General features: G+C 63.5%; 15 protein-coding genes. 8 read left to right on the top strand and 7 right to left on the bottom strand.

From position 1 onward, the window contains the following. Positions 1 to 17: 17 nt before the first annotated feature. The 5 genes from ccmE to ACFMBG_RS14205 all read right to left on the bottom strand — a co-directional run bounded on the left by ccmE (position 18) and on the right by ACFMBG_RS14205 (position 7,043). Entirely contained in the window at positions 18 to 461 is a 444-nt protein-coding gene (ccmE, locus tag ACFMBG_RS14225; RefSeq protein WP_421055362.1) for a cytochrome c maturation protein CcmE, read from the bottom strand. 38 nt (positions 462 to 499) lie between these two features. Then, on the bottom strand, positions 500 to 1,528 hold the full coding sequence (gene argC, locus ACFMBG_RS14220) for an N-acetyl-gamma-glutamyl-phosphate reductase (RefSeq protein ID WP_421055361.1): 1,029 nt from the start codon (positions 1,526 to 1,528) through the stop codon (positions 500 to 502). A 114-nt stretch (positions 1,529 to 1,642) separates the two neighbouring features. Further along, the gene (gene murI / locus ACFMBG_RS14215) at positions 1,643 to 2,452 is read right to left on the bottom strand and encodes a glutamate racemase (RefSeq protein ID WP_421055360.1); all 810 of its coding nucleotides are present in this window, start codon (positions 2,450 to 2,452) and stop codon (positions 1,643 to 1,645) included. A 9-nt stretch (positions 2,453 to 2,461) separates the two neighbouring features. Then, positions 2,462 to 3,340 carry a lysophospholipid acyltransferase family protein gene (locus tag ACFMBG_RS14210; RefSeq protein ID WP_421055359.1) on the bottom strand — a complete coding sequence of 293 codons (879 nt, stop codon included), beginning with the start codon at positions 3,338 to 3,340 and terminating at the stop codon, positions 2,462 to 2,464. A gap of 283 nt (positions 3,341 to 3,623) precedes the next feature. Continuing rightward, a complete protein-coding gene (locus ACFMBG_RS14205; RefSeq protein WP_421055358.1) occupies positions 3,624 to 7,043 on the bottom strand; it encodes an indolepyruvate ferredoxin oxidoreductase family protein in 3,420 nt (1,139 codons plus the stop codon). Between the two features lie 170 nt (positions 7,044 to 7,213). Between ACFMBG_RS14205 and ACFMBG_RS14200 the strand changes: the two genes are divergently transcribed. The 7 genes from ACFMBG_RS14200 (at position 7,214) to grxD (ending at position 14,750) form a co-directional block, all read left to right on the top strand. Beyond that, entirely contained in the window at positions 7,214 to 8,119 is a 906-nt protein-coding gene (locus tag ACFMBG_RS14200) for a LysR family transcriptional regulator (protein ID WP_421055357.1), read from the top strand. Positions 8,120 to 8,586: 467 nt separating this feature from the next. Next, a complete protein-coding gene (locus ACFMBG_RS14195) occupies positions 8,587 to 10,773 on the top strand; it encodes a mechanosensitive ion channel family protein (protein ID WP_421055356.1) in 2,187 nt (728 codons plus the stop codon). Positions 10,774 to 10,951: 178 nt separating this feature from the next. Beyond that, positions 10,952 to 13,117: a phosphoribosylformylglycinamidine synthase subunit PurL gene (gene purL, locus ACFMBG_RS14190; protein ID WP_421055355.1), complete on the top strand. Its 2,166-nt coding sequence runs from the start codon at positions 10,952 to 10,954 to the stop codon at positions 13,115 to 13,117. A gap of 102 nt (positions 13,118 to 13,219) precedes the next feature. Next, entirely contained in the window at positions 13,220 to 13,738 is a 519-nt protein-coding gene (locus ACFMBG_RS14185) for a hypothetical protein (RefSeq protein ID WP_421055354.1), read from the top strand. Positions 13,739 to 13,804: 66 nt separating this feature from the next. Next, positions 13,805 to 14,041 carry a BolA family protein gene (locus ACFMBG_RS14180; RefSeq protein WP_039166638.1) on the top strand — a complete coding sequence of 79 codons (237 nt, stop codon included), beginning with the start codon at positions 13,805 to 13,807 and terminating at the stop codon, positions 14,039 to 14,041. A 5-nt stretch (positions 14,042 to 14,046) separates the two neighbouring features. Beyond that, positions 14,047 to 14,280 (top strand): hypothetical protein, encoded by a 234-nt coding sequence (locus ACFMBG_RS14175; RefSeq protein WP_421055353.1) that lies wholly within the window; start codon positions 14,047 to 14,049, stop codon positions 14,278 to 14,280. 107 nt (positions 14,281 to 14,387) lie between these two features. Beyond that, a complete protein-coding gene (gene grxD, locus ACFMBG_RS14170; RefSeq protein WP_421055352.1) occupies positions 14,388 to 14,750 on the top strand; it encodes a Grx4 family monothiol glutaredoxin in 363 nt (120 codons plus the stop codon). An 80-nt stretch (positions 14,751 to 14,830) separates the two neighbouring features. Here grxD and ACFMBG_RS14165 read toward each other — a convergent pair whose 3' ends face one another. Both ACFMBG_RS14165 and ACFMBG_RS14160 read right to left on the bottom strand, forming a co-directional pair. Beyond that, positions 14,831 to 15,226 (bottom strand): cell division protein ZapA, encoded by a 396-nt coding sequence (locus ACFMBG_RS14165; protein ID WP_421055351.1) that lies wholly within the window; start codon positions 15,224 to 15,226, stop codon positions 14,831 to 14,833. Then, positions 15,226 to 16,095, bottom strand: coding sequence for a coiled-coil domain-containing protein (locus tag ACFMBG_RS14160; protein WP_421055350.1), 870 nt, complete (start codon positions 16,093 to 16,095; stop codon positions 15,226 to 15,228). The genes ACFMBG_RS14165 and ACFMBG_RS14160 overlap by 1 nt, the downstream gene beginning before the upstream one ends. A 242-nt stretch (positions 16,096 to 16,337) precedes the next feature. On the opposite strand from ACFMBG_RS14160, the gene tkt reads away from it, so the two are divergent. Beyond that, positions 16,338 to 18,359 (top strand): transketolase, encoded by a 2,022-nt coding sequence (gene tkt, locus ACFMBG_RS14155; protein ID WP_421055349.1) that lies wholly within the window; start codon positions 16,338 to 16,340, stop codon positions 18,357 to 18,359. The last annotated feature ends 223 nt before the right edge of the window (positions 18,360 to 18,582 follow it).

Here is an 18,582-nt window from a genome sequence, read left to right as displayed (position 1 = left end):
TTAGTCCAAGAGAAGGATCAGGATCCGGGTTCCTGATACACCCCCTGTTCCTTCAAGGCGTCCATGACTTCCTTGGGCATGTAAGTCTCATCGTGTTTCGCAAGGATTTCAGTGGCTTCGAACACACCGTTCACGTAACGACCAGTGCCGACCATGCCCTGGTTCTCCTCGAACAGGTCGGGCAGAACGCCGGTATAGGCCACGTCCACAGTCGCTCCGCCATCCGTCACCGCAAAGCGCACGGTTTCACCCTGGCCGCGCTGCAAGGACCCTTCCGCCACCAGCCCGCCGATGCGGAACACCTCCGAAGGCTTCGGCGGCTCTTCCATCACCTGGCTGGGCGAGCGGAAATAGTTGATCCCATCCCGCATGGCAAAGCCGATGAGGGCAGTGGCTACGACCAGGGCCACCGCGGCAACCGCGATGACCTGGATACGGCGCTGTTTCTTCAGGTTCTTCATGGGGTCCTCAATTCAAGCCCAAGCCAGCGCCGACCCGCTTAGGGGAACAGCGGCGCCATCATCAGGCCTTCGGTTTCTTCCTCACCTAACATCAGGTTTGCGTTCTGCAAGGCCTGGCCGCTGCTTCCTTTTGTCAGGTTATCCAGTGCCGCAAAGACAATCGCGCGGCCGTCGATCCGGTCCTGGGCGACGCCGATATGGCAGAAGTTGGAGCCGCGCACATGGTGGGTGCTCGGCGCCTCGCCAAAGGGCAGAAGTTCGATGAAGGGCTCACCGGCATAGGCCTTGGCAAAGGTGTCATGAATCGCCTGCGCGTCGCCCTTCACATAGACGGTCGCCAGGATGCCGCGGTTCACCGGCAGCAGATGCGGGGTGAACTGCACTTTCACGGGCCGGCCTGCGATCTTGCTGAACTCCTGGTCGAACTCGCCCAGGTGCCGGTGGGTGCCGCCGATAGCGTAAGCGTTGTAACCCTCGCTCAGTTCGGCATGCAGCAGGTTTTCCTTGAGAGACCGGCCGGCGCCGGAGACCGCGCATTTCAGGTCCAGGATGATCTCGTCCAGATCGATAACGCCTGCCTCGATCAGAGGCCGCAGGGCAAACTGGCCGGTGGCAGCGTTGCAGCCGGTGCCAGCCACGAGGCGCGCGGCCTTGATTTCTTCCCGGTAGAACTCGGTGAGGCCATAAACCGCCTCTTCCTGCTGCTCCAGCGCGGCGTGCTTGTTGCCGTACCATTTCTCGTATTCCGCCGGGTCGCGCAGACGGAAGTCCGCCGACAAGTCGACGATCTTCAGGTCCTTGGGCAGGGCTGCGATCACTTCCTGGCTGGTCTTGTGCGGCAGCGCGCAGAAGCACAGGTCGATGTTCGCAAAGTCGATCTCATCAATCTTGCACAGCACCGGCAGCTCCATATGGCGCAGATGCGGGAACACTTCGGCCATGGTCATGCCGGCCTTGCGGTCGGCGGACAGCGCCGCGATTTCAATGTTCGGGTGCTGGGCGATCAGCCGCACCAGTTCGGCGCCGGTGTAACCGGATGCGCCAAGGATAGCTACTTTATGGGTCATCTGAGACCTCGTCTTTCAATGTGATATGCCGGTTCCGCAGCCATCTGCGGAAGGAGATAAGGGGAAACGCAGCCCTGCACTTTGACCTGGAGCAATCTCCAGAGTGTTCAGCGTTCAGGCCGCCTGAAAAGTGATTTCCCGTCGGAGGAACTGTGTTGCGCGGTCGCTGACGCGGCCGGGATTGCCAGTGGTGAAGAACCCGCCGCCGCCGTTGCCGTACATGTCGGGATGGCGCTGCAGGTAATCCGCCAGGCTGTCGGCCACCAGGCTGCCCTGGCTGAACACTTTAACCTCCGGCCCCAGGGCCTCCTGGAAAGTCTGCTCCATCAGCGGGTAATGGGTGCAGCCGAGGATCGCGGCCTCCGGGTGCGGCATCTTGCGCTTCAGCGCATCAACGTGGGAGCGCACCAGCGCCTCGGCCAGGATCATGTCGCCGTCCTCGATCGCATCGACGACGCCGCCGCAGGCCTGCGCCTCGACATCCACACCGATGGCGCGGAAGGCCAGTTCCCGCTGGAAGGCGCGGCTGGCAACGGTGGCCGGGGTGGCAAACAGCGCCACATGCTGCACCGCCACTTCCCGCGGCGGCGAGTTGTCGCCCCACTGGCGCTCGGTCAGCGCTTCGATCAAGGGCACGAAGACTCCCAGCACCCGCTTGCCCTTGGGCAGGCCGCCCTCCTGCATCCGGCGCAGCGCGGCGGCAGAGGCGGTGTTGCAGGCCAGGATCACCAGGTCGCAGCCCTTGTCCCACATGTCCTGCACCGCCGCCTTGGTCAGCTGATAGACATCCTCGGCGTCGCGCACCCCATAGGGGGCGCGGGCGTTGTCGCCATAATACAGGAAGTTCACATCCGGCAGCCGCTGCTGCGCAGCGTTCAGGACGGTCAGCCCGCCCAGGCCTGAATCAAAGATGCCTACAGCCATTCCGTTTTCTCACGCGCGGTGTTTCTCCTCGAACTCAAACCCATGCGCATAGGATTTGAGCGGTACCGGAGACAGGTCATACGTGGCTTTGCGCAGGAAATCCATCATTGCTTTTGTGTCTTTGGCGAGCGGGTCCAATACGTCGCGGCCAATCGGCTCTCCAATCACCACCCTGACCGGGGTATCGACGCGTTTGCGGAACTCCTTGATCAGCAGCCCCATCCGCAGGGTCACATGCAGATGGCTGGCAATCTGGAACAGGCGCGAAGTGTGGCCGTCGAAGAACACCGGAACAACCACCGCGTCCGACTTGCCGATCATCCGCGCGGCAAAGCCGCGCCAGCCCGGGTCCATCGGGTGGTCAAAGGGCCGGGCCGCGGTGGACACGGTGCCGCCCGGGAAGATGCCGATGGCGCCGCCCTGGCCCAGGTAATCCAGCGCGGCCTTGCGGGTGTTCAGGTTTGTTTTCAGCGCTTCCTTGGTGTCGTCAAAGGACACCGGCAGGATCACCTTGCTCAGATCCTCAGCCTTGCGGAACACCTGATGCGCCAGGATGCGGAAATCGCCCCGCGTCTGCGACAGGATATGCCCCATCATTAGTCCGTCGAGAATACCATAGGGGTGGTTGGCGATCAGGATCACCGGCTTGTCCTGCGGAATGTTCGCCAGCGATCCTCCGGCCACATCCAGCGACAGCCCGTATCGCTTCGCCATCACGGACCAGAAGCTGCGGCCTGCCGCAACCTCCTGTTCATAGCCCGCGGCCCGGCGGATCAATGCCAGCCGGCCGGTCGAGTTCTCCAGCAGCCGGATCATCGCCCGGCCCGGGCGGGTGGCCGCGGAGTGGGCGTAGGAAATATCGCGGGCAATATGGCGGCGCGCGTGCATCGTGTTTGGCTCTCCGTCAGTCGTCACCGGTCAGATAAGGCCGGGAGCGCATAATGCACAGGCCGCGTAACAGCGCTGTGACGGTTTGCAGCAACGCCGGCTGGGGCTCTGCCCCAGACCCCGGGGTATTTATAACCAGAAAGAAGCCGCTGCGCGCCTGGACTTGGGCTGAGCGCAGCAGCGCCGCGCGTCAGCGCGGCGCCAGGCCCAACCGGGAGGGACCATCCCGCGGATGGTCCGGAGCGGGCGGGAGTGCCCCGCCCTGCCCCCGTGTCTTTCAGCGTTACTCGGCCGCCTGCTTTACCGCCGTGCCGCCCTGGCGCAGGGCCGCCAGCAGTTCCTCGCGGCGCTTGGCAGCCTTTTGCTCATTGGCCAGTTTCACCGGGCCGAAGCCGCGGATCTGCAGCGGCAATTCCGCCAGCGCCACCAGCGGCTCCATGAGCTCCGCACCGGCTTTCGGCAGCCATTCCTGCATGTCGGCCTCATACTGCTTGATCAGCGCCCGCTCCATCTTGCGCTCTTCGGTGTAGCCGAAGACGTCGAGCGGGGTGCCGCGCAGGGGTTTCAGTTTGGCCAGCAGGCGGAACCAGCGCTCCATCCCTGCGCCGAACTTGCGCTTTTTCGGGCGGCCGTTCGGGTCGGTGCCGCCCAGCATCGGCGGTGCCAGGTGGTAGGAGAGCTTGAGGTCGCCCTCGAACTCCGCTTCTGCCTTGGCCCGGCTGTCCAGCAGCAGGCGGGCGACTTCGTACTCGTCCTTGTAGGTCAGCAGCTTGTGGTACCCTTTGGCCACCGCCTCCTTCAGTGCGGGGTCGTTGATGCCGTCCAGCAGCTTGCTATAGCGCTTGGCCAGCCCCTTGCCCTGATAGGCCACCAGATGATCGGCGCGGAAGGCGATTTTCTCGTCCAGCGACTTGGGCTTCTCCACCACCTTGGGCTGGATCAGCCTTGCAGCCTCTTCCGGGTGCAGCACCGCCCAGCGGCCGATGTCGAAGGCGCGCTTGTTGCGCTCTACCGCGGCGCCGTTCATCTCGATCGCCTGTTCGATCGCCTCATGGCTGACCGGAATCAGGCCCTTCTGCCAGGCACCGCCGAACACCATCATGTTCGAGAAGATCGAGTCGCCCATGGTCGCGCGCGCCAGCTCGGAAGCATCAAACAGGTCCAGCCGGTCGCGCAGGCGCGCCTGCAGGGCCACCTCCAGACGGTCGGTGGGGATGGCAAACTCGGTGTTGCGGGTGAATTCGCCGGTGATGATCTCGTGGCTGTTCACAACCGCGCCGGTCTGGCCGGAGGTGGTCAGGCCCAGGGTCTTGGCCCCGGCGCTGACCACGAGGTCGCCGCCGATCAGCGCATGCGCTTCGCCGGTGGCGACGCGGATGGCAGAGATATCCTCCGGCTTGTTGGCGATCCGGCAATGGATATGCACCGCGCCGCCCTTCTGGGCGAGACCGGCCATTTCCATCAGCCCGGCGCCCAGCCCGTCGATCTGCGCCGCCTGCGCCAGCACCGCGCCGATGGTTACCACGCCGGTGCCGCCAACGCCGGTGATCACCACGTTATGGGTGCCGTCGATCGCCGGCAGCTCAGGCTTGGGCAGATGCGGCAGGTCGATATCGGCGGTTGCTTCCTTGCGGATCTTGGCGCCTTCCACGGTCACGAAGGAGGGGCAGAAACCGTTCAGGCAGGAGAAGTCCTTGTTGCAGGACGACTGGTCGATGGCGCGCTTGCGGCCGAGTTCGGTGTCCTTGGGCACGATGGAAACGCAGTTGGATTGCACCCCGCAATCGCCGCAGCCTTCGCAGACGTCGGAGTTGATGAACACCCGCTGATCCGGATCCGGGAACGTGCCCCGCTTGCGGCGGCGGCGTTTCTCGGCGGCGCAGGTCTGGATGTAGATGATGGCAGAGACGCCCTCGACCTGCTCGAACTCACGCTGGATATTCATCATCTCTGCGCGTTCGTGCATCCGCATTCCCGCCGGGAACAGGGAGGCGTCCACGTCCTCCTTCTCGTCATAAACCACGGCCATGGTCTTGACGCCCATCGCCTTCAGCTCATGCGCGATCTGCTGGGCGGTCAGCCCGCCCTCGGCCTGCTGGCCGCCGGTCATCGCCACAGCATCATTGAAGAGGATCTTGTAGGTGATGTTGGTGCCCTCGGCGAGTGCTGCGCGGATCGCCTGCACGCCGGAGTGGTTGTAGGTGCCGTCGCCGAGGTTCTGGAACACATGCTTGCGCTTGGAGAACGGCGCTTCGCCCACCCAGTTGACGCCCTCGCCGCCCATATGGGTGAAACCCGTGGTCTCGCGGTCCATCCACTGCACCATGAAGTGGCAGCCGATGCCCGCATAGGCGCGGGAGCCGTCCGGCAGCTTGGTCGAGCTGTTGTGCGGGCAGCCGGAGCAGAAATAGGGCAGACGGGTTGCGATTTCCTCGGCATTGTCGGCGCGGCGGGCCTCGGCAAGGCTTGCCAGCCCGGCCTTGATCGCCTCGGTGTCGCGGCCCTCCTCTACCAGGATATTGCCCAGCTTTTCGGCGATCATGATCGGGTCTAGCGCATAGCGGGTCGGGAACAGCTCATCCCGGTGCATGCTGCCGGCGCCGCCCTTGTACCAGCCATAGACGCGGCGGCCCTGGCGGTCGTCGAACAGCGCTTCCTTGATCTGGATCTCGATCAGCTTGCGTTTTTCCTCGACCACGACGATCAGGTCGAGGTCTTCAGCCCAGTCGTGGAAGCCCTTCATGTCCATCGGCCAGGTCTGGCCCACCTTGTAGGTGGTGATGCCCAGCCGCTCGGCCATGTTCTCGTCGATGTTCAACAGCTTCAGCGCGTGCACCAGGTCGAGCCAGTTCTTGCCCGCGGCGACAAAACCGATTTTGGCGCCGGGCTTTCCCCACATGCGCTTGTCCATCTTGTTGGCATGGCTGAACGCCTCAGCCGCAAAGCGCTTGTAGTCGATGATGCGGTTTTCCTGACGGAAGCGGTCGTCATCCAGACGGATGTTCAGCCCGTCTGCCGGCATGTCGAACTCCGGGGTCACCAGCTGCATCCGTTCCGGACGGGCGTCGACAACCGAGGTGACCTCGATGGTGTCCTTCATGGTCTTGAGGCCGACCCAAAGACCGGAGAACCGGCTGAGCGCATAACCGTAGATGCCGTAATCCAGGATCTCCTGCACGCCGGCCGGGCTGACAATCGGCAGGTAGCAATCCAGAAGAGACCATTCCGACTGGTGCAGCACGGTGGAGCTTTCGCCGGTGTGGTCATCGCCCATCGCCAGCAGCACGCCGCCATGTTTCGAGGAACCGGCCATGTTGGCATGGCGCAGCGCGTCGCCGGAGCGGTCGACGCCCGGCCCCTTGCCGTACCACAGGCCAAAGACGCCGTCATACTTGCCTTCGCCGCGCACCTCGGCCTGCTGGGACCCCCAAAGGGCGGTAACCGCGAGGTCTTCGTTCAGACCGTACTGAAAGGTGACATCTGCCGCCTTCAGGTGCTTTTCGGCGCGGCTCATCTGCAGGTCCACTGCGCCCAGCGGCGAGCCGCGGTAGCCGGTGACCAGGCCGGCCGTGTTCAGGCCTGCCGCCGTGTCGCGCTGCTTCTGCATCAGCATCAGCCGCACCAGCGCCTGGGTGCCGTTCAGCAGAACAGGCGATTTGGTCAGATCGTATTTATCATTGAGTGAGATCTTCTGCGTGCTCATCGTGGCCTCCTCAACCGGGACTAGCTTGCACATTCTGGCGCGCAGAATAGGTCATAATTGCTGACCTGAATAGCCGCTTTTTTTTTCGTTTTCGCTCGCTTGCGTCACGAAAACTGATACATAACTAAGATTTCATATGGTCGGCCCCAAACGCACAGAAAGTAACGGATATGGATTGGGACAAGCTCAGAATATTTCACGCGGTGGCGGACGCGGGCAGCCTGACCCATGCCGGCGACAAGCTGAACCTGTCGCAATCGGCGGTCAGCCGCCAGATCCGGGCGCTGGAAGAGAGCCTGAACGCCACTCTTTTTCACCGTCACGCGCGGGGCCTGATTCTCACCGAACAGGGTGAGCTGCTGTTTGACGCCACCCAATCCATGACTGCGCGGCTGGAGGCGGCCTCTGCCCGCATCCGCGACAGCGAAGAAGAAGTGTTCGGTGAGCTGAGGGTGACCACCACCGTGGGCTTCGGCACCCTGTGGCTGGCGCCGCGCCTGACCAAGCTTTATGAACAGTACCCCAACCTCAAGATCGACCTGATGCTGGAGGAACGGGTGCTGGACCTGCCGATGCGCGAGGCCGATGTGGCCATCCGCATGAAGGAGCCCAGCCAGGCCGATCTGGTGCGAAAGCGGCTGATGACCGTGCGGATGGGGCTTTATGCCACGCCGGCCTACCTGGAGAAGCACGGCAATCTGGAAACATCCGCCGACATTTCACAGCACCGGCTGATCTGCCAAAACCAGCGTTCGGCCCAAGTGGGCTCTGCCGCCGTGCTGGGTAAAAAGCTGATGGCGCTCGACCCGGCCTCACTGCTGACCGTCAACAACTACTTCGGCGTTCTGCAGGGTGTGCTGCATAATCTGGGTATCGGCATTCTGCCGGACTATGTGACAGAAGAATTCCCGCAACTGGTTGAGGTGCTGCCGGAAGAGGACCAGAACGAGGTTCCGGTCTATCTCGCCTACCCGGAAGAACTGCGCCATTCTCAGCGGGTCGGCGCTTTCCGCGACTTTGTGCAGTCGGAAATCATGGAACACCGCAAGCATATGAAAGCGCTTGGAAAGCTTTGATCCCGCCCGCGGCTGGAGCTGGCTGGACTTGCTGCATTGCAGCAAGCTGAGCGGTTTCCGGAGTGCCTGGTGAAAGGACGCCGCCCCAGCCATGCAAAAACCGCATAGCAGCATTGACGCTCATTTGTTGTTAATCCCCTTGAAGGGGCAGGCCCGGAGCCCTAAATGATCCTCATGAAGGCGGCGGCAACGCCCCCCTTCATACCTCCCTGTTGGACTTCGGCCGAGCTTAGTGCTCGGCCTTTTTTTTGGCCAAACGCCTGCCCTCGAGGGCAATCCGGGGAATTTGGCGTTCTTTGCCGCCGGCACGATTTTCTTTGACCCGAATACAACTCACCGGTTCAATTGTTCCAAGTGTATTCCGTGTACGGCCAGCTTTCCTGGCACGCGAGGTTAAAATGAAATCTATTCTCCGGCACTTTGCCCGCCTTTTCAGCGTTGTTTTGACGATCCTTGTCCTGGAGGGGATGTGGAATCCACCCGCGCAGGCCCAGACCATGGACACCCCTGCCCTCCCTGATCCGCTGACCCAGGAAGCGGTTCATGAAATGGTTGCCCGGATGTCCGACGATCAGGTCCGGGCGCTGCTGCTCGAGCGGCTGGATGCGGTGGCGGCCAGGCAGGATGCTGAGGCACCCCCTGCGACTTTGACAGGCCGGGCAATTCAGCTGTGGACGGCCTTCACGCTGCCGGTCACGGATGCGGTGCGCAAACTGCCGGTGCTGCCGGAGGGCCAGTACCGCGCGATCGGCAACTTTGTCCAGAAACACGGCGGCCTGGGCGGTGTGCTGCAAATGTTCGGACTGATTGCCCTGACGCTGGCCATCGGCCTGGCCGCGGAATTTGCCGTGCGCAAGCTGATTGCCCGCTGGCGCAATCTTGAGACTGTCAGCGTTTCGGCGGACACGCTGGCGGGCGCGCTGAGCTTTCTGGGCAGGCGCTTCCTGCGCGAGATGATTGGCCTGGTCGTGTTTTACGCCGTGATCCGTGCGGTAGGCCGGACGCTGCTGGACGCGCAGATGCTGCAGTTTGCGGCACCGATGGTCACCTATCTGATCTGGCTGCCGCGCGTGGGTGCAGCCGCGTCCCGCTTCATCATGGCGCCGGAGCGGCCGGACCGGCGGCTGGTCAATGCCAGCGACCGCTGGGCAGATTTCCTGCACTTGCACACCATCGGCCTGATCTTCCTGGCCGGGCTGACCATTTTCTCGGTCAACTTCAACACCGCCAACGGCGTGCCGCCGGAATCGATCCGCCTGGCCTATTGGCTGGACAGCCTGGTCTATGTCTACATCATCTGGATCGCCTGGACCGCGCGCGAGGGCCTCACGGACATGATGCGCGGCACCGATCCGGACCGCACCCGCTATGACGAGGTGGCGGCCCATTACTATCCCTATTTCGCGATGGGGGTGGCGGCGCTGACCTGGGTTTCGGTTGGCACGCTTGTCGGCCTTGGCAAGGTGGCGCAGCTGATCCACGGCGCCCATTACATCACCATGTTCTGGCTGCTGGCCGCGCCGGCGCTGGACACGGCGATCCGCGGGCTGGTCAAGCACCTGGTGCCGCCGATGTCCGGCGAGGGCCGGCTGGCGGCCGAAGCCTATAAATCGACCAAGCGCAGCTATATCCGGATTGGCCGCGTGCTGGTGGCTGGCATCGTACTGATGATCATCTCCAATGCCTGGGATGTCGACCTAATGGAAATCGCCTCCGGCACGGAAGGGTTTGCCGGCTATATCATCGGCTGCCTGATGACCATTGCGGCGGGTTATGTGGCCTATGAGGGCGTATCGCTTTGGATCAACCGGCGGCTCGCCAAAGAGCAGACCTCCGGCGAAGAGGCCGAGGCCGGCGGCGAAGGCGGCGGCGCGGGCGGTTCACGGCTGGCAACGGTGCTGCCGCTGCTGCTGGTCACCGCACAAATCGCCATTGTGGTGATCTTCGGGCTGCTGGCGGTCGGGGCGCTGGGGATCGACATCACGCCGCTCCTGGCCGGTGCGGGCATCGTTGGCCTGGCGATCGGCTTTGGCGCGCAGAAGCTGGTGTCGGACGTGGTCTCCGGCATCTTCTTCCTGGTGGACGATGCTTTCCGGGTCGGCGAATATGTCGAGGTCGAGGGCACCCGGGGCACGGTCGAGAAGATCTCGATCCGCTCGATGCAGTTGCGTCACCACCGCGGGCCGGTCAACACCATCCCCTACGGCGAGATCCCCAAGCTGACCAACTATAGCCGCGACTGGGTGATCATGAAGCTGCGCTTCACGGTGCCTTTTGACACCGACCCAAACAAGGTGAAGAAGATCTTCAAGAAGATCGGTGCCGAAATGATAGCGGATGAGCTGTACAAGGACGATTTCCTGCAGCCTTTCAAAAGCCAGGGCGTCTTCGACTTCGACGATGTCGGCATGATCATTCGCGGCAAGTTCATGGCCAAGCCTGGAACCCAGTTCACCATCCGAAAGGAGATCTACAACCGGGTGAAGGCAGCCTTTGCGGAAAATGGCATCGACTTTGCCCGCCGCGAGGTCCGGGTAGCGATCCCGGGGTTGGAGGATGCCGACCAGCTGAACGACACCGAAAAGGCCGCTGTGGCCGCCGCTGCCGGGAGCACTGCGCAGCAGCAGGCGGCCGCCGAAGCCGGTAAAAAATGACAGCCGCTGACGGCAAACCCGTGGCCGCCGGACAACGGGTCCGGCGGCAGCAGGTGCTGGCGGGCAGGAATTCCGCCCTGCGGCCACGTTGCCGCCACCCGTTTGCTCAACCCCTCTTTCCCAATGGCAAAGCTTGCTCTAAAAGGCGCGCAATCGCAGCCATTGGGGACGTTTACGGATGCAGGAACCCGCCATCACGCCTGAACTGATTGCAAACCACGGGCTGAAGCCCGAGGAATACGATCTGATCCTCGAAATCATCGGGCGGGAGCCGACCTTCACCGAGCTGGGAATTTTCTCGGCAATGTGGAACGAGCATTGCTCCTACAAGTCTTCCAAGAAATGGCTGCGCACCCTGCCGACCGACGGCCCTCAGGTGATTTGCGGCCCCGGCGAAAACGCGGGCATCGTCGATATCGGCGACGGTGATGCCGTTGTTTTCAAGATGGAAAGCCACAACCACCCCTCCTACATCGAGCCCTACCAGGGCGCCGCAACCGGGGTTGGCGGCATTCTGCGCGACGTCTTCACCATGGGCGCGCGGCCCATCGCCTCGATGAACTCGCTGTCCTTCGGCGAGCCGTCCCACCACAAGACCCGCCAGCTGGTCAACGGCGTGGTTGAAGGCATCGGCGGCTACGGCAACTGCTTTGGCGTGCCTTGCGCGGGCGGCGAAGTCCGCTTCCACCCCGCCTATAACGGCAACTGCCTGGTGAACGCATTTGCCGCGGGCCTCGCGCGCACCGACTCGATCTTCTACTCCGCCGCTTCGGGCGTTGGCATGCCGGTTGTGTACCTCGGCGCCAAGACCGGCCGTGACGGCGTCGGCGGCGCCACCATGGCGTCTGCCGAATTCGACGACACCATCGAGGAAAAACGCCCCACCGTTCAGGTCGGCGACCCCTTCACCGAAAAGCGCCTGATGGAAGCCACGCTGGAGCTGATGCAGACCGGCGCGGTGATCTCGATCCAGGACATGGGCGCCGCGGGCCTCACCTGCTCTGCCGTGGAAATGGGCGACAAGGGCAAGCTGGGCGTGCGCCTGGACCTGGAAAAGGTCCCGCAGCGCGAAGAGAACATGACCGCCTACGAGATGATGCTGTCGGAATCCCAGGAGCGGATGCTGATGGTGCTGAAGCCGGAGCTGGAAGCCGAAGCGCGCGCGGTGTTCGAAAAGTGGGACCTGGACTTTGCCATCGTCGGCGAAACCATCGCCGAGGACCGCTTCCTGATTATGCACAACGGCGAAGTGAAGGCCGATCTGGTGCTGTCCAAGCTGTCCTCCACCGCGCCGGAATACGACCGCCCTTGGGTGGAAACCCCCGCGCCTGCGCCGCTGACCGACGCGGACGTGCCGACCATCGACCCGATCGACGGCCTGAAGGCGCTGCTGTCCTCGCCGAATTATGCCGGCAAGCAGTGGGTTTACGAGCAGTACGACACCACCGTGATGGGCGACACCCAGCGCCGCCCGGGTGCAGGCTCCGGCATCATCCGCGTGCACGGCACTGACAAGAAACTGGCCTTCACCTCCGACGTGACCCCGCGCTACGTCAAGGCCAACCCGTTCGAGGGCGGCAAGCAGGCGGTGGCCGAGGCCTACCGCAACCTGACCGCAGTAGGCGCCAAGCCGCTGGCCACCACCGACAACCTGAACTTCGGCAACCCCGAAAAGCCGGAGATCATGGGCCAGTTCGTTGGCGCCATCAAGGGCATCGGCGAGGCGGTTGCCGCGCTCGACATGCCGATCGTTTCCGGCAATGTGTCGCTCTATAACGAAACCGACGGCAAGGGCATCCTGCCGACCCCGACCATCGGCGCCGTGGGCCTGATCGCTGCGGGCGAAGAGCCGATCATCGGCGAGGCGCGCGACGGACATGTTGCCCTGCTGGTGGGTGAAACCGTGGGCCATCTGGGCCAATCGGCGCTGCTGGCCGAAGTCTTCAACCGCGAAGAAGGCGACGCCCCGGCGGTCGATCTGGAAGCCGAGAAGCGCAACGGCGAGTTCATCCGCGCCAACCGAGAACTGATCAAGGCCTGCACCGACCTTGGCGACGGCGGCCTGGCGCTGGCGGCGTTCGAGATGGCGGAAGAGGCCGGTGTCGGCGTGCAGATCGACGCGGGCGACACCCAGACGGTGTTCGGCGAGGACCAGGCACGCTACCTGATCGCCTGCAACTTCGACCAGGCCGAGGCGCTGATGCTGGCCGCGGGCCAGGCGGGCGTGACCATCACCACCGTCGGCAAGTTCGGTGGCGACATGGTCAAGATCGGCGGCTCCGAAGCGCCGCTGGCCGAGCTGAAGGAGATCTTCCGCTCCAGCTTTGCCGCTGCTGTGGCCTGATAGACTTCTTGCGCGGCCTTTACAGAGGGCCGCGTCAGACGGAAGCTCAGGGGTGGGATGGCGCTGTCATCCCGCCCTTTCTTTTGAAGCGGGGACCGGCCCTTGACCCTTCCAGAGCTGAAAGAGGACTGCAGCCGATGTGCGGCCCTGTGCTGCCTGGCCTATCCCTTTGAAGAGCACGAAGACTTCGGCCTGCTCAAAGAGGCGGACACACCCTGCCCCAACCTTGGCCCCGATTTCCGCTGCACGATCCACAGCGGCCTCGCCGCCTGCGGCTTTGGCGGCTGCGTCGCCTATTCCTGTGCCGGCGCCGGGCAGCGCGTAACACAGCAGCTGTTCGACGGCGAAACCTGGCGGGATGACCCGGACCTGCTGACGCACATGACCCACGCCCTGCGGGTGCTGCGCCCGATCCACGAGGCACTGCTGGTGCTGCAGGAGGCCGCCGTCTTGCCCCTGCCGGACGGCCTCAGGGCCCGTTGCGCGGCGCTGACCCAGGCGCTTTGCCCGGAAAACCCCTCATCAGTCTGGGACTTCGAGGAGGACAGCGTTCAGCAAGCTCTGGCCGAACTGCCGGAATTCGTTGAAACGATTGCGCCCTTTACCGAAGGCTGCCCCTAATCCTGCTTGCACAGCCGGGAGTGCACACCTACATTTTTGACAAACAAGACAAAAGGATCCCCCCGGATGCCCATGCAAGCCCACGAAATCGAAGAACTGCTGCGCGACGCCTTCCCGGACGCCGAAATCCAGGTCGGCGGCACCGACGGCGTGCACATGTCGGCGATGGTCGTCGACGAAAGCTTCCGCGGCAAGAACCGCGTGCAGCAGCAGCGCGCCGTCTATGCCGCGCTGAAAGGCAAGATGGATGGCCCCGACGGCGAGTTGCACGCGCTGGCGCTGACCACCAAGGCGCCGGAGTAACTTTCGTGTCTCTGTTCGCCTCCATCCTGGTGCTCGGCATTGTGGTCATGACCGCCGTTGTTGCGGTTGTTTCCCAGCGCCGCCGCCCGTTGGAGGAGGACGAAACGGACCCGGACTACCACATCTTGCGCTCCGACTATCAGTCGGGCATGGGCGGCGGGTCCGTTCGCACATGGAAGGTCCCGAAAGACCCGCAGGAATACGCACGTTTTTTCGTTCCCAAGAGCAAGTCGAAATAGCGCTGCTCCGATCCCGGTGTGCCCCAAGGGGCGGATTGGCAATACCCGCGAAATTACCTATATGACGGCCAACGCAAACGGCGCAGCAGCCGAAAGGAAATGAATAGATGACCGACGCAAAGACCCGCATCGACGAAACCGTCAAAGCCAATGACGTGGTGCTCTACATGAAAGGCACCAAGGAAATGCCGCAGTGCGGCTTCTCCTCGCGCGTGGCCGCAGTGCTGAACTACATCGGCGTGGACTATACCGATGTGAACGTGCTGGCGGATGAAGAGATCCGCGCCGGCATCAAGGAATACTCCGACTGGCCGACCATCCCGCAGCTTTATGTGAAGGGCGAGTTCGTCGGCGGCTGCGACATCATCACCGAAATGACCCTGTCGGGCGAGCTGGACGGCATGTTCGAGGAAAACGGCATCGCCTTCAACAAGGACGCCGCCGACAAGATCCGCGAAGCCAACGGCTGATTTCAGCCCCTGCCGCAATGCAAGAAAGGCGCCTCTCGGGCGCCTTTTCCGTTTCAGCAGGTTTCAAGGGCGGGCTGCCTTCAGCCCGCGGCCTTTTCCTCGATCTGCTGGGCCAAGGCCTCGCTGCGGGCCGCAATCTCGGCCAGCGCCTCGGTCACCAGGGGCGGCACCACCGGCACTTCGATCCGTTCCGGTTCCGGCGCAGGCGCGGCGCGCAGTTTCGCCAGCTCCCGCTCGCGCTCGGCCAGTTCCGCCTCAACCTCCTTGATCCGGTCCTCGACCGCCGCGGTCTTGTCCGCCAGCATCAGCCCGGCCATCAGGAGCATCCGCGCCTCGGGCATGCGGCCGATCTGGTCGGACAGCACCTGCGCTTCGTCGTCCAGCATCTTGGCGGCGGAGTGCAGATAGCTTTCCTCGCCCTCCTGGCAGGAGACCTCAAAGCCGCGGCCGCCGATATGAATGGTCACTTCGGGCATCAGACTTCCTCCCCTTCCGGCAGATTGCGGGCATTGGCCAGCAGCGGTTCCAGCTTGGCCAGCACCGCATTCACCTGCGCCTGGTCACTGGCCTGGGCCGCGCGCAGGCCCTCGATCTCGGCCTCCATCGAGGCATTGATCAGCCCGGCATCGCCCAGGCCCTGGGCATTCGCCTCGCGCAGCGCGGCGTTGGAGGCGCGCAGCTCCTCATTGGACTGGCGCAGCTGCTGCAACTCGGTATCCAGCCGCAGCAAAGCTTCGTTCTGGCGTTCGATTTCCGCGCTCATGTCAGGCGCTGCGGCAGGTTCTTCCGCAGCTTGCCCGGCGGAGGCCTCGGCCTCTTCCAGGCGGGATTGCAGGCTGTCCTTGGCGGCCTGAACCTCGGCGAGCTGGTCCTCCAGCTGTTCCTTGACGCTGGCGGCGGTATTTGCGGCGGCTTCCAACTGGTTTTTCAGACGCTCGACCTCGGCCCGCAGCGCTTCCTTTTCGGTCGGGTCGCCCGCCTCGTTGCGCAGCAGCTGCAGTTCCGCCTGCATCGCGGCCACATCGCCACCCTCTGCCGGCGCACTGTTTTCGGCCTCCTTAAGGCGGGCGTGCAGCACCTTCACCCGCTCCTCCAGCTGGGCGTTGGCGGTTTTCTCTTCGTCAAGAGCCTGCTCCAGCGCCTCATTGGCAGCATTCGCAGCGGCTTCTTCGGCCGCCCTTGCAGCGTTCGCAGCGGCCTCTTCAGCCGCCTTGGCGGCTTCGGCAATGGCTTCGGCCGCCTTCACCTTGTCCGCCTCGCGGGCCTCCTGCAGCGCTGACGTGCCGGAACTGATGCGCTCCAGCGCGGCCTGGATGCGGCCTTGCAATTCTTCAATCTGGTTCATGCCTGTCCCTCACCCGTCCACATCAGTCCACTCTTTTTCCGGCGTCTGCGCGAATCGTGCATTTGCCGCTGACATGGGCCAGTTATTCCCTTTCAGGGATAAAACACCCCCCCTTGTCTTTCAACCACTTGCCGCGCCAACTTCGCGCAGTCCGGCAGACATGCGCGCAACCATGCTTGATCTTTGCTGCATCGCTGTTATTGAGCGCAGCAATTGCCTGTAACGCCAAAGGAACAATCCCAGTGGACCTGACAGCCCTGCGCACCGCCAATCCCGAGCATTGGAACAAGGCCGCCGCCATCCGCGCGCTGGCCCTCGACGCCGTCGCCGCCGCCAACTCCGGGCATACCGGCATGCCGATCGGCATGGCCGATGTGGCGACCGTGCTGTTCGAAAAGCACCTCAAATTTGATGTATCCAACCCGACCTGGCCGGACCGCGACCGGTTTGTCCTGTCGGCTGGCCACGGCTCGATGCTGATCTATGCCCTGCTCTACCTGGCCGGCGACAAGCAGGTCACCCTGGATCAGATCAAGAACTTCCGCCAGATGGGCGCGCTGACCGCGGGCCACCCGGAGAACTTCCTGCTCGACGCCGTCGAAGTCACCAGCGGCCCGCTGGGTCAGGGCATCTCCAACGCCGTCGGCTTTGCCATGGCAGAGGAAATGCAGCGCGCCCACTACGGCAAGAAGGTCGTGGATCACTACACCTATGTGATCGCCGGCGACGGCTGCCTGATGGAAGGTGTCAGCCAGGAGGCCATCGGCCTGGCCGGGCGTCACCAGCTGGGCAAGCTGATCGTGTTCTGGGACAACAACAACATCACCATCGACGGCACCGTTGAACTGTCCGACCGCACCAACCAGGTGCAGCGCTTCAAGGCGTCGGGCTGGCAGGTGCTGGAAATCGACGGCCACGACCCCAAGGCCATCGACGAGGCCATCGAGGCGGCCAAGAAAACCAAGAAGCCGTCGATGATCGCCTGCAAGACCCACATCGCCTTGGGCCACGCCGCGCAGGACACCTCCAAGGGCCACGGCGCGCTGACCGATGCAGACCAGCTGCAAGCGGCCAAGGATGCCTACGGCTGGACCGGCGGCGCGTTCGAGATCCCGGCAGAGATCAAGTCCCAGTGGGAAGAGATCGGCGCGCGCGGCAAGTCCGAGCGCGAAGCCTGGGAAGCCCGCTTTGCCGAGCTGTCGCAGCAGAAGCAGGACCGCTTCAACCGCGCCTATGCGCTGGAAGCGCCCAAGAAGCTGTCGGCAGCCATCAAGGCGCTGAAAAAGCAGGTGAGCGAGGAGCAGCCCAAGGTTGCCACCCGCAAATCCTCGGAAATGGCGCTGGCGGTCATCAACCCGCTGATGCCGGAAACCGTGGGCGGCTCGGCCGACCTCACTGGCTCCAACAACACCAAGACCGGCGACCTGGGTGTCTTTGACACCGACAACCGCAAGGGCCGCTATGTCTACTGGGGTGTCCGCGAGCACGGCATGGCCGCGGCGATGAACGGTATGGTTCTGCACGGCGGCGTGCGCGCTTACGGCGGCACCTTCTTCTGCTTTACCGACTATGCCCGTCCGGCGATGCGCCTGGCGGCACTCTCGAAGATCCCGACCGTGTTCGTGATGACCCACGACTCGATCGGCGTCGGCGAAGACGGCCCGACCCACCAGCCGGTCGAGCACCTGGCCATCTGCCGCGCGACTCCGAACACCTACGTGTTCCGCCCGGCCGACACCGTCGAGACCGCCGAGGCCTGGGAAATCGCCCTGACCGCCAAGGAAACCCCCTCGGTGCTGGCCCTGACCCGTCAGAACCTGCCCACCGTGCGGACTGAGCACAAGCTGACCAACATGGTCGAAAAAGGCGCCTATGTGCTGGCCGAAGCCGAGAACAAGCGCCAGGTGATCCTGATCGCCACCGGCTCGGAAGTCTCCGTGGCAATGGAAGCCAAGGCCAAGCTGGAAGCCGAAGGCATCGGCACCCGCGTGGTCTCCATGCCCTGCATGGAGCTGTTTGCCGCGCAGGACGAAGCCTACCGCCGCAAGGTCCTGCCCGCAGGCCCGGTTCGCGTCGGCATCGAGGCGGCCGTGCGCGACGGCGGCTGGGACCGCTGGCTGCTGGGCGAGCGCGGCCAGGAGAAGAAGGCCGGTTTCGTCGGCATGGACCGCTTCGGCGCCTCTGCCCCTGCAGGCGAGCTGTTCGAACGCTTCGGCATTACGGCTGAGGGCACAGTGGCCAAGGTGAAAGAGCTGCTGGGCTAACTTGGCCAATGAATAAAAGAACGAAGGGTGCCCAATTGGGCGCCCTTTTCAATTCTTGAATAGCAATCGTGCGGTCTATCCTGACCATGCGCTACTGACTATTTGGTCGGGAGCCAAAAAAGGTTTTTGATACTCCTGTCTGCATCCAGCCGAGGCTGTGTGGAAACTCGCCGTTATCAGCGGCCTTCGCCTCGTTCCCGAGCGATCTCGGCGTTGATCCTGC

This window comes from Leisingera coralii (assembly GCF_049056525.1).
Lineage (GTDB): Bacteria > Pseudomonadota > Alphaproteobacteria > Rhodobacterales > Rhodobacteraceae > Leisingera > Leisingera coralii.
The sequence above is the reverse complement of the archived record's forward strand: the minus strand, read 5'-3'. Positions and strand labels throughout refer to the sequence as shown.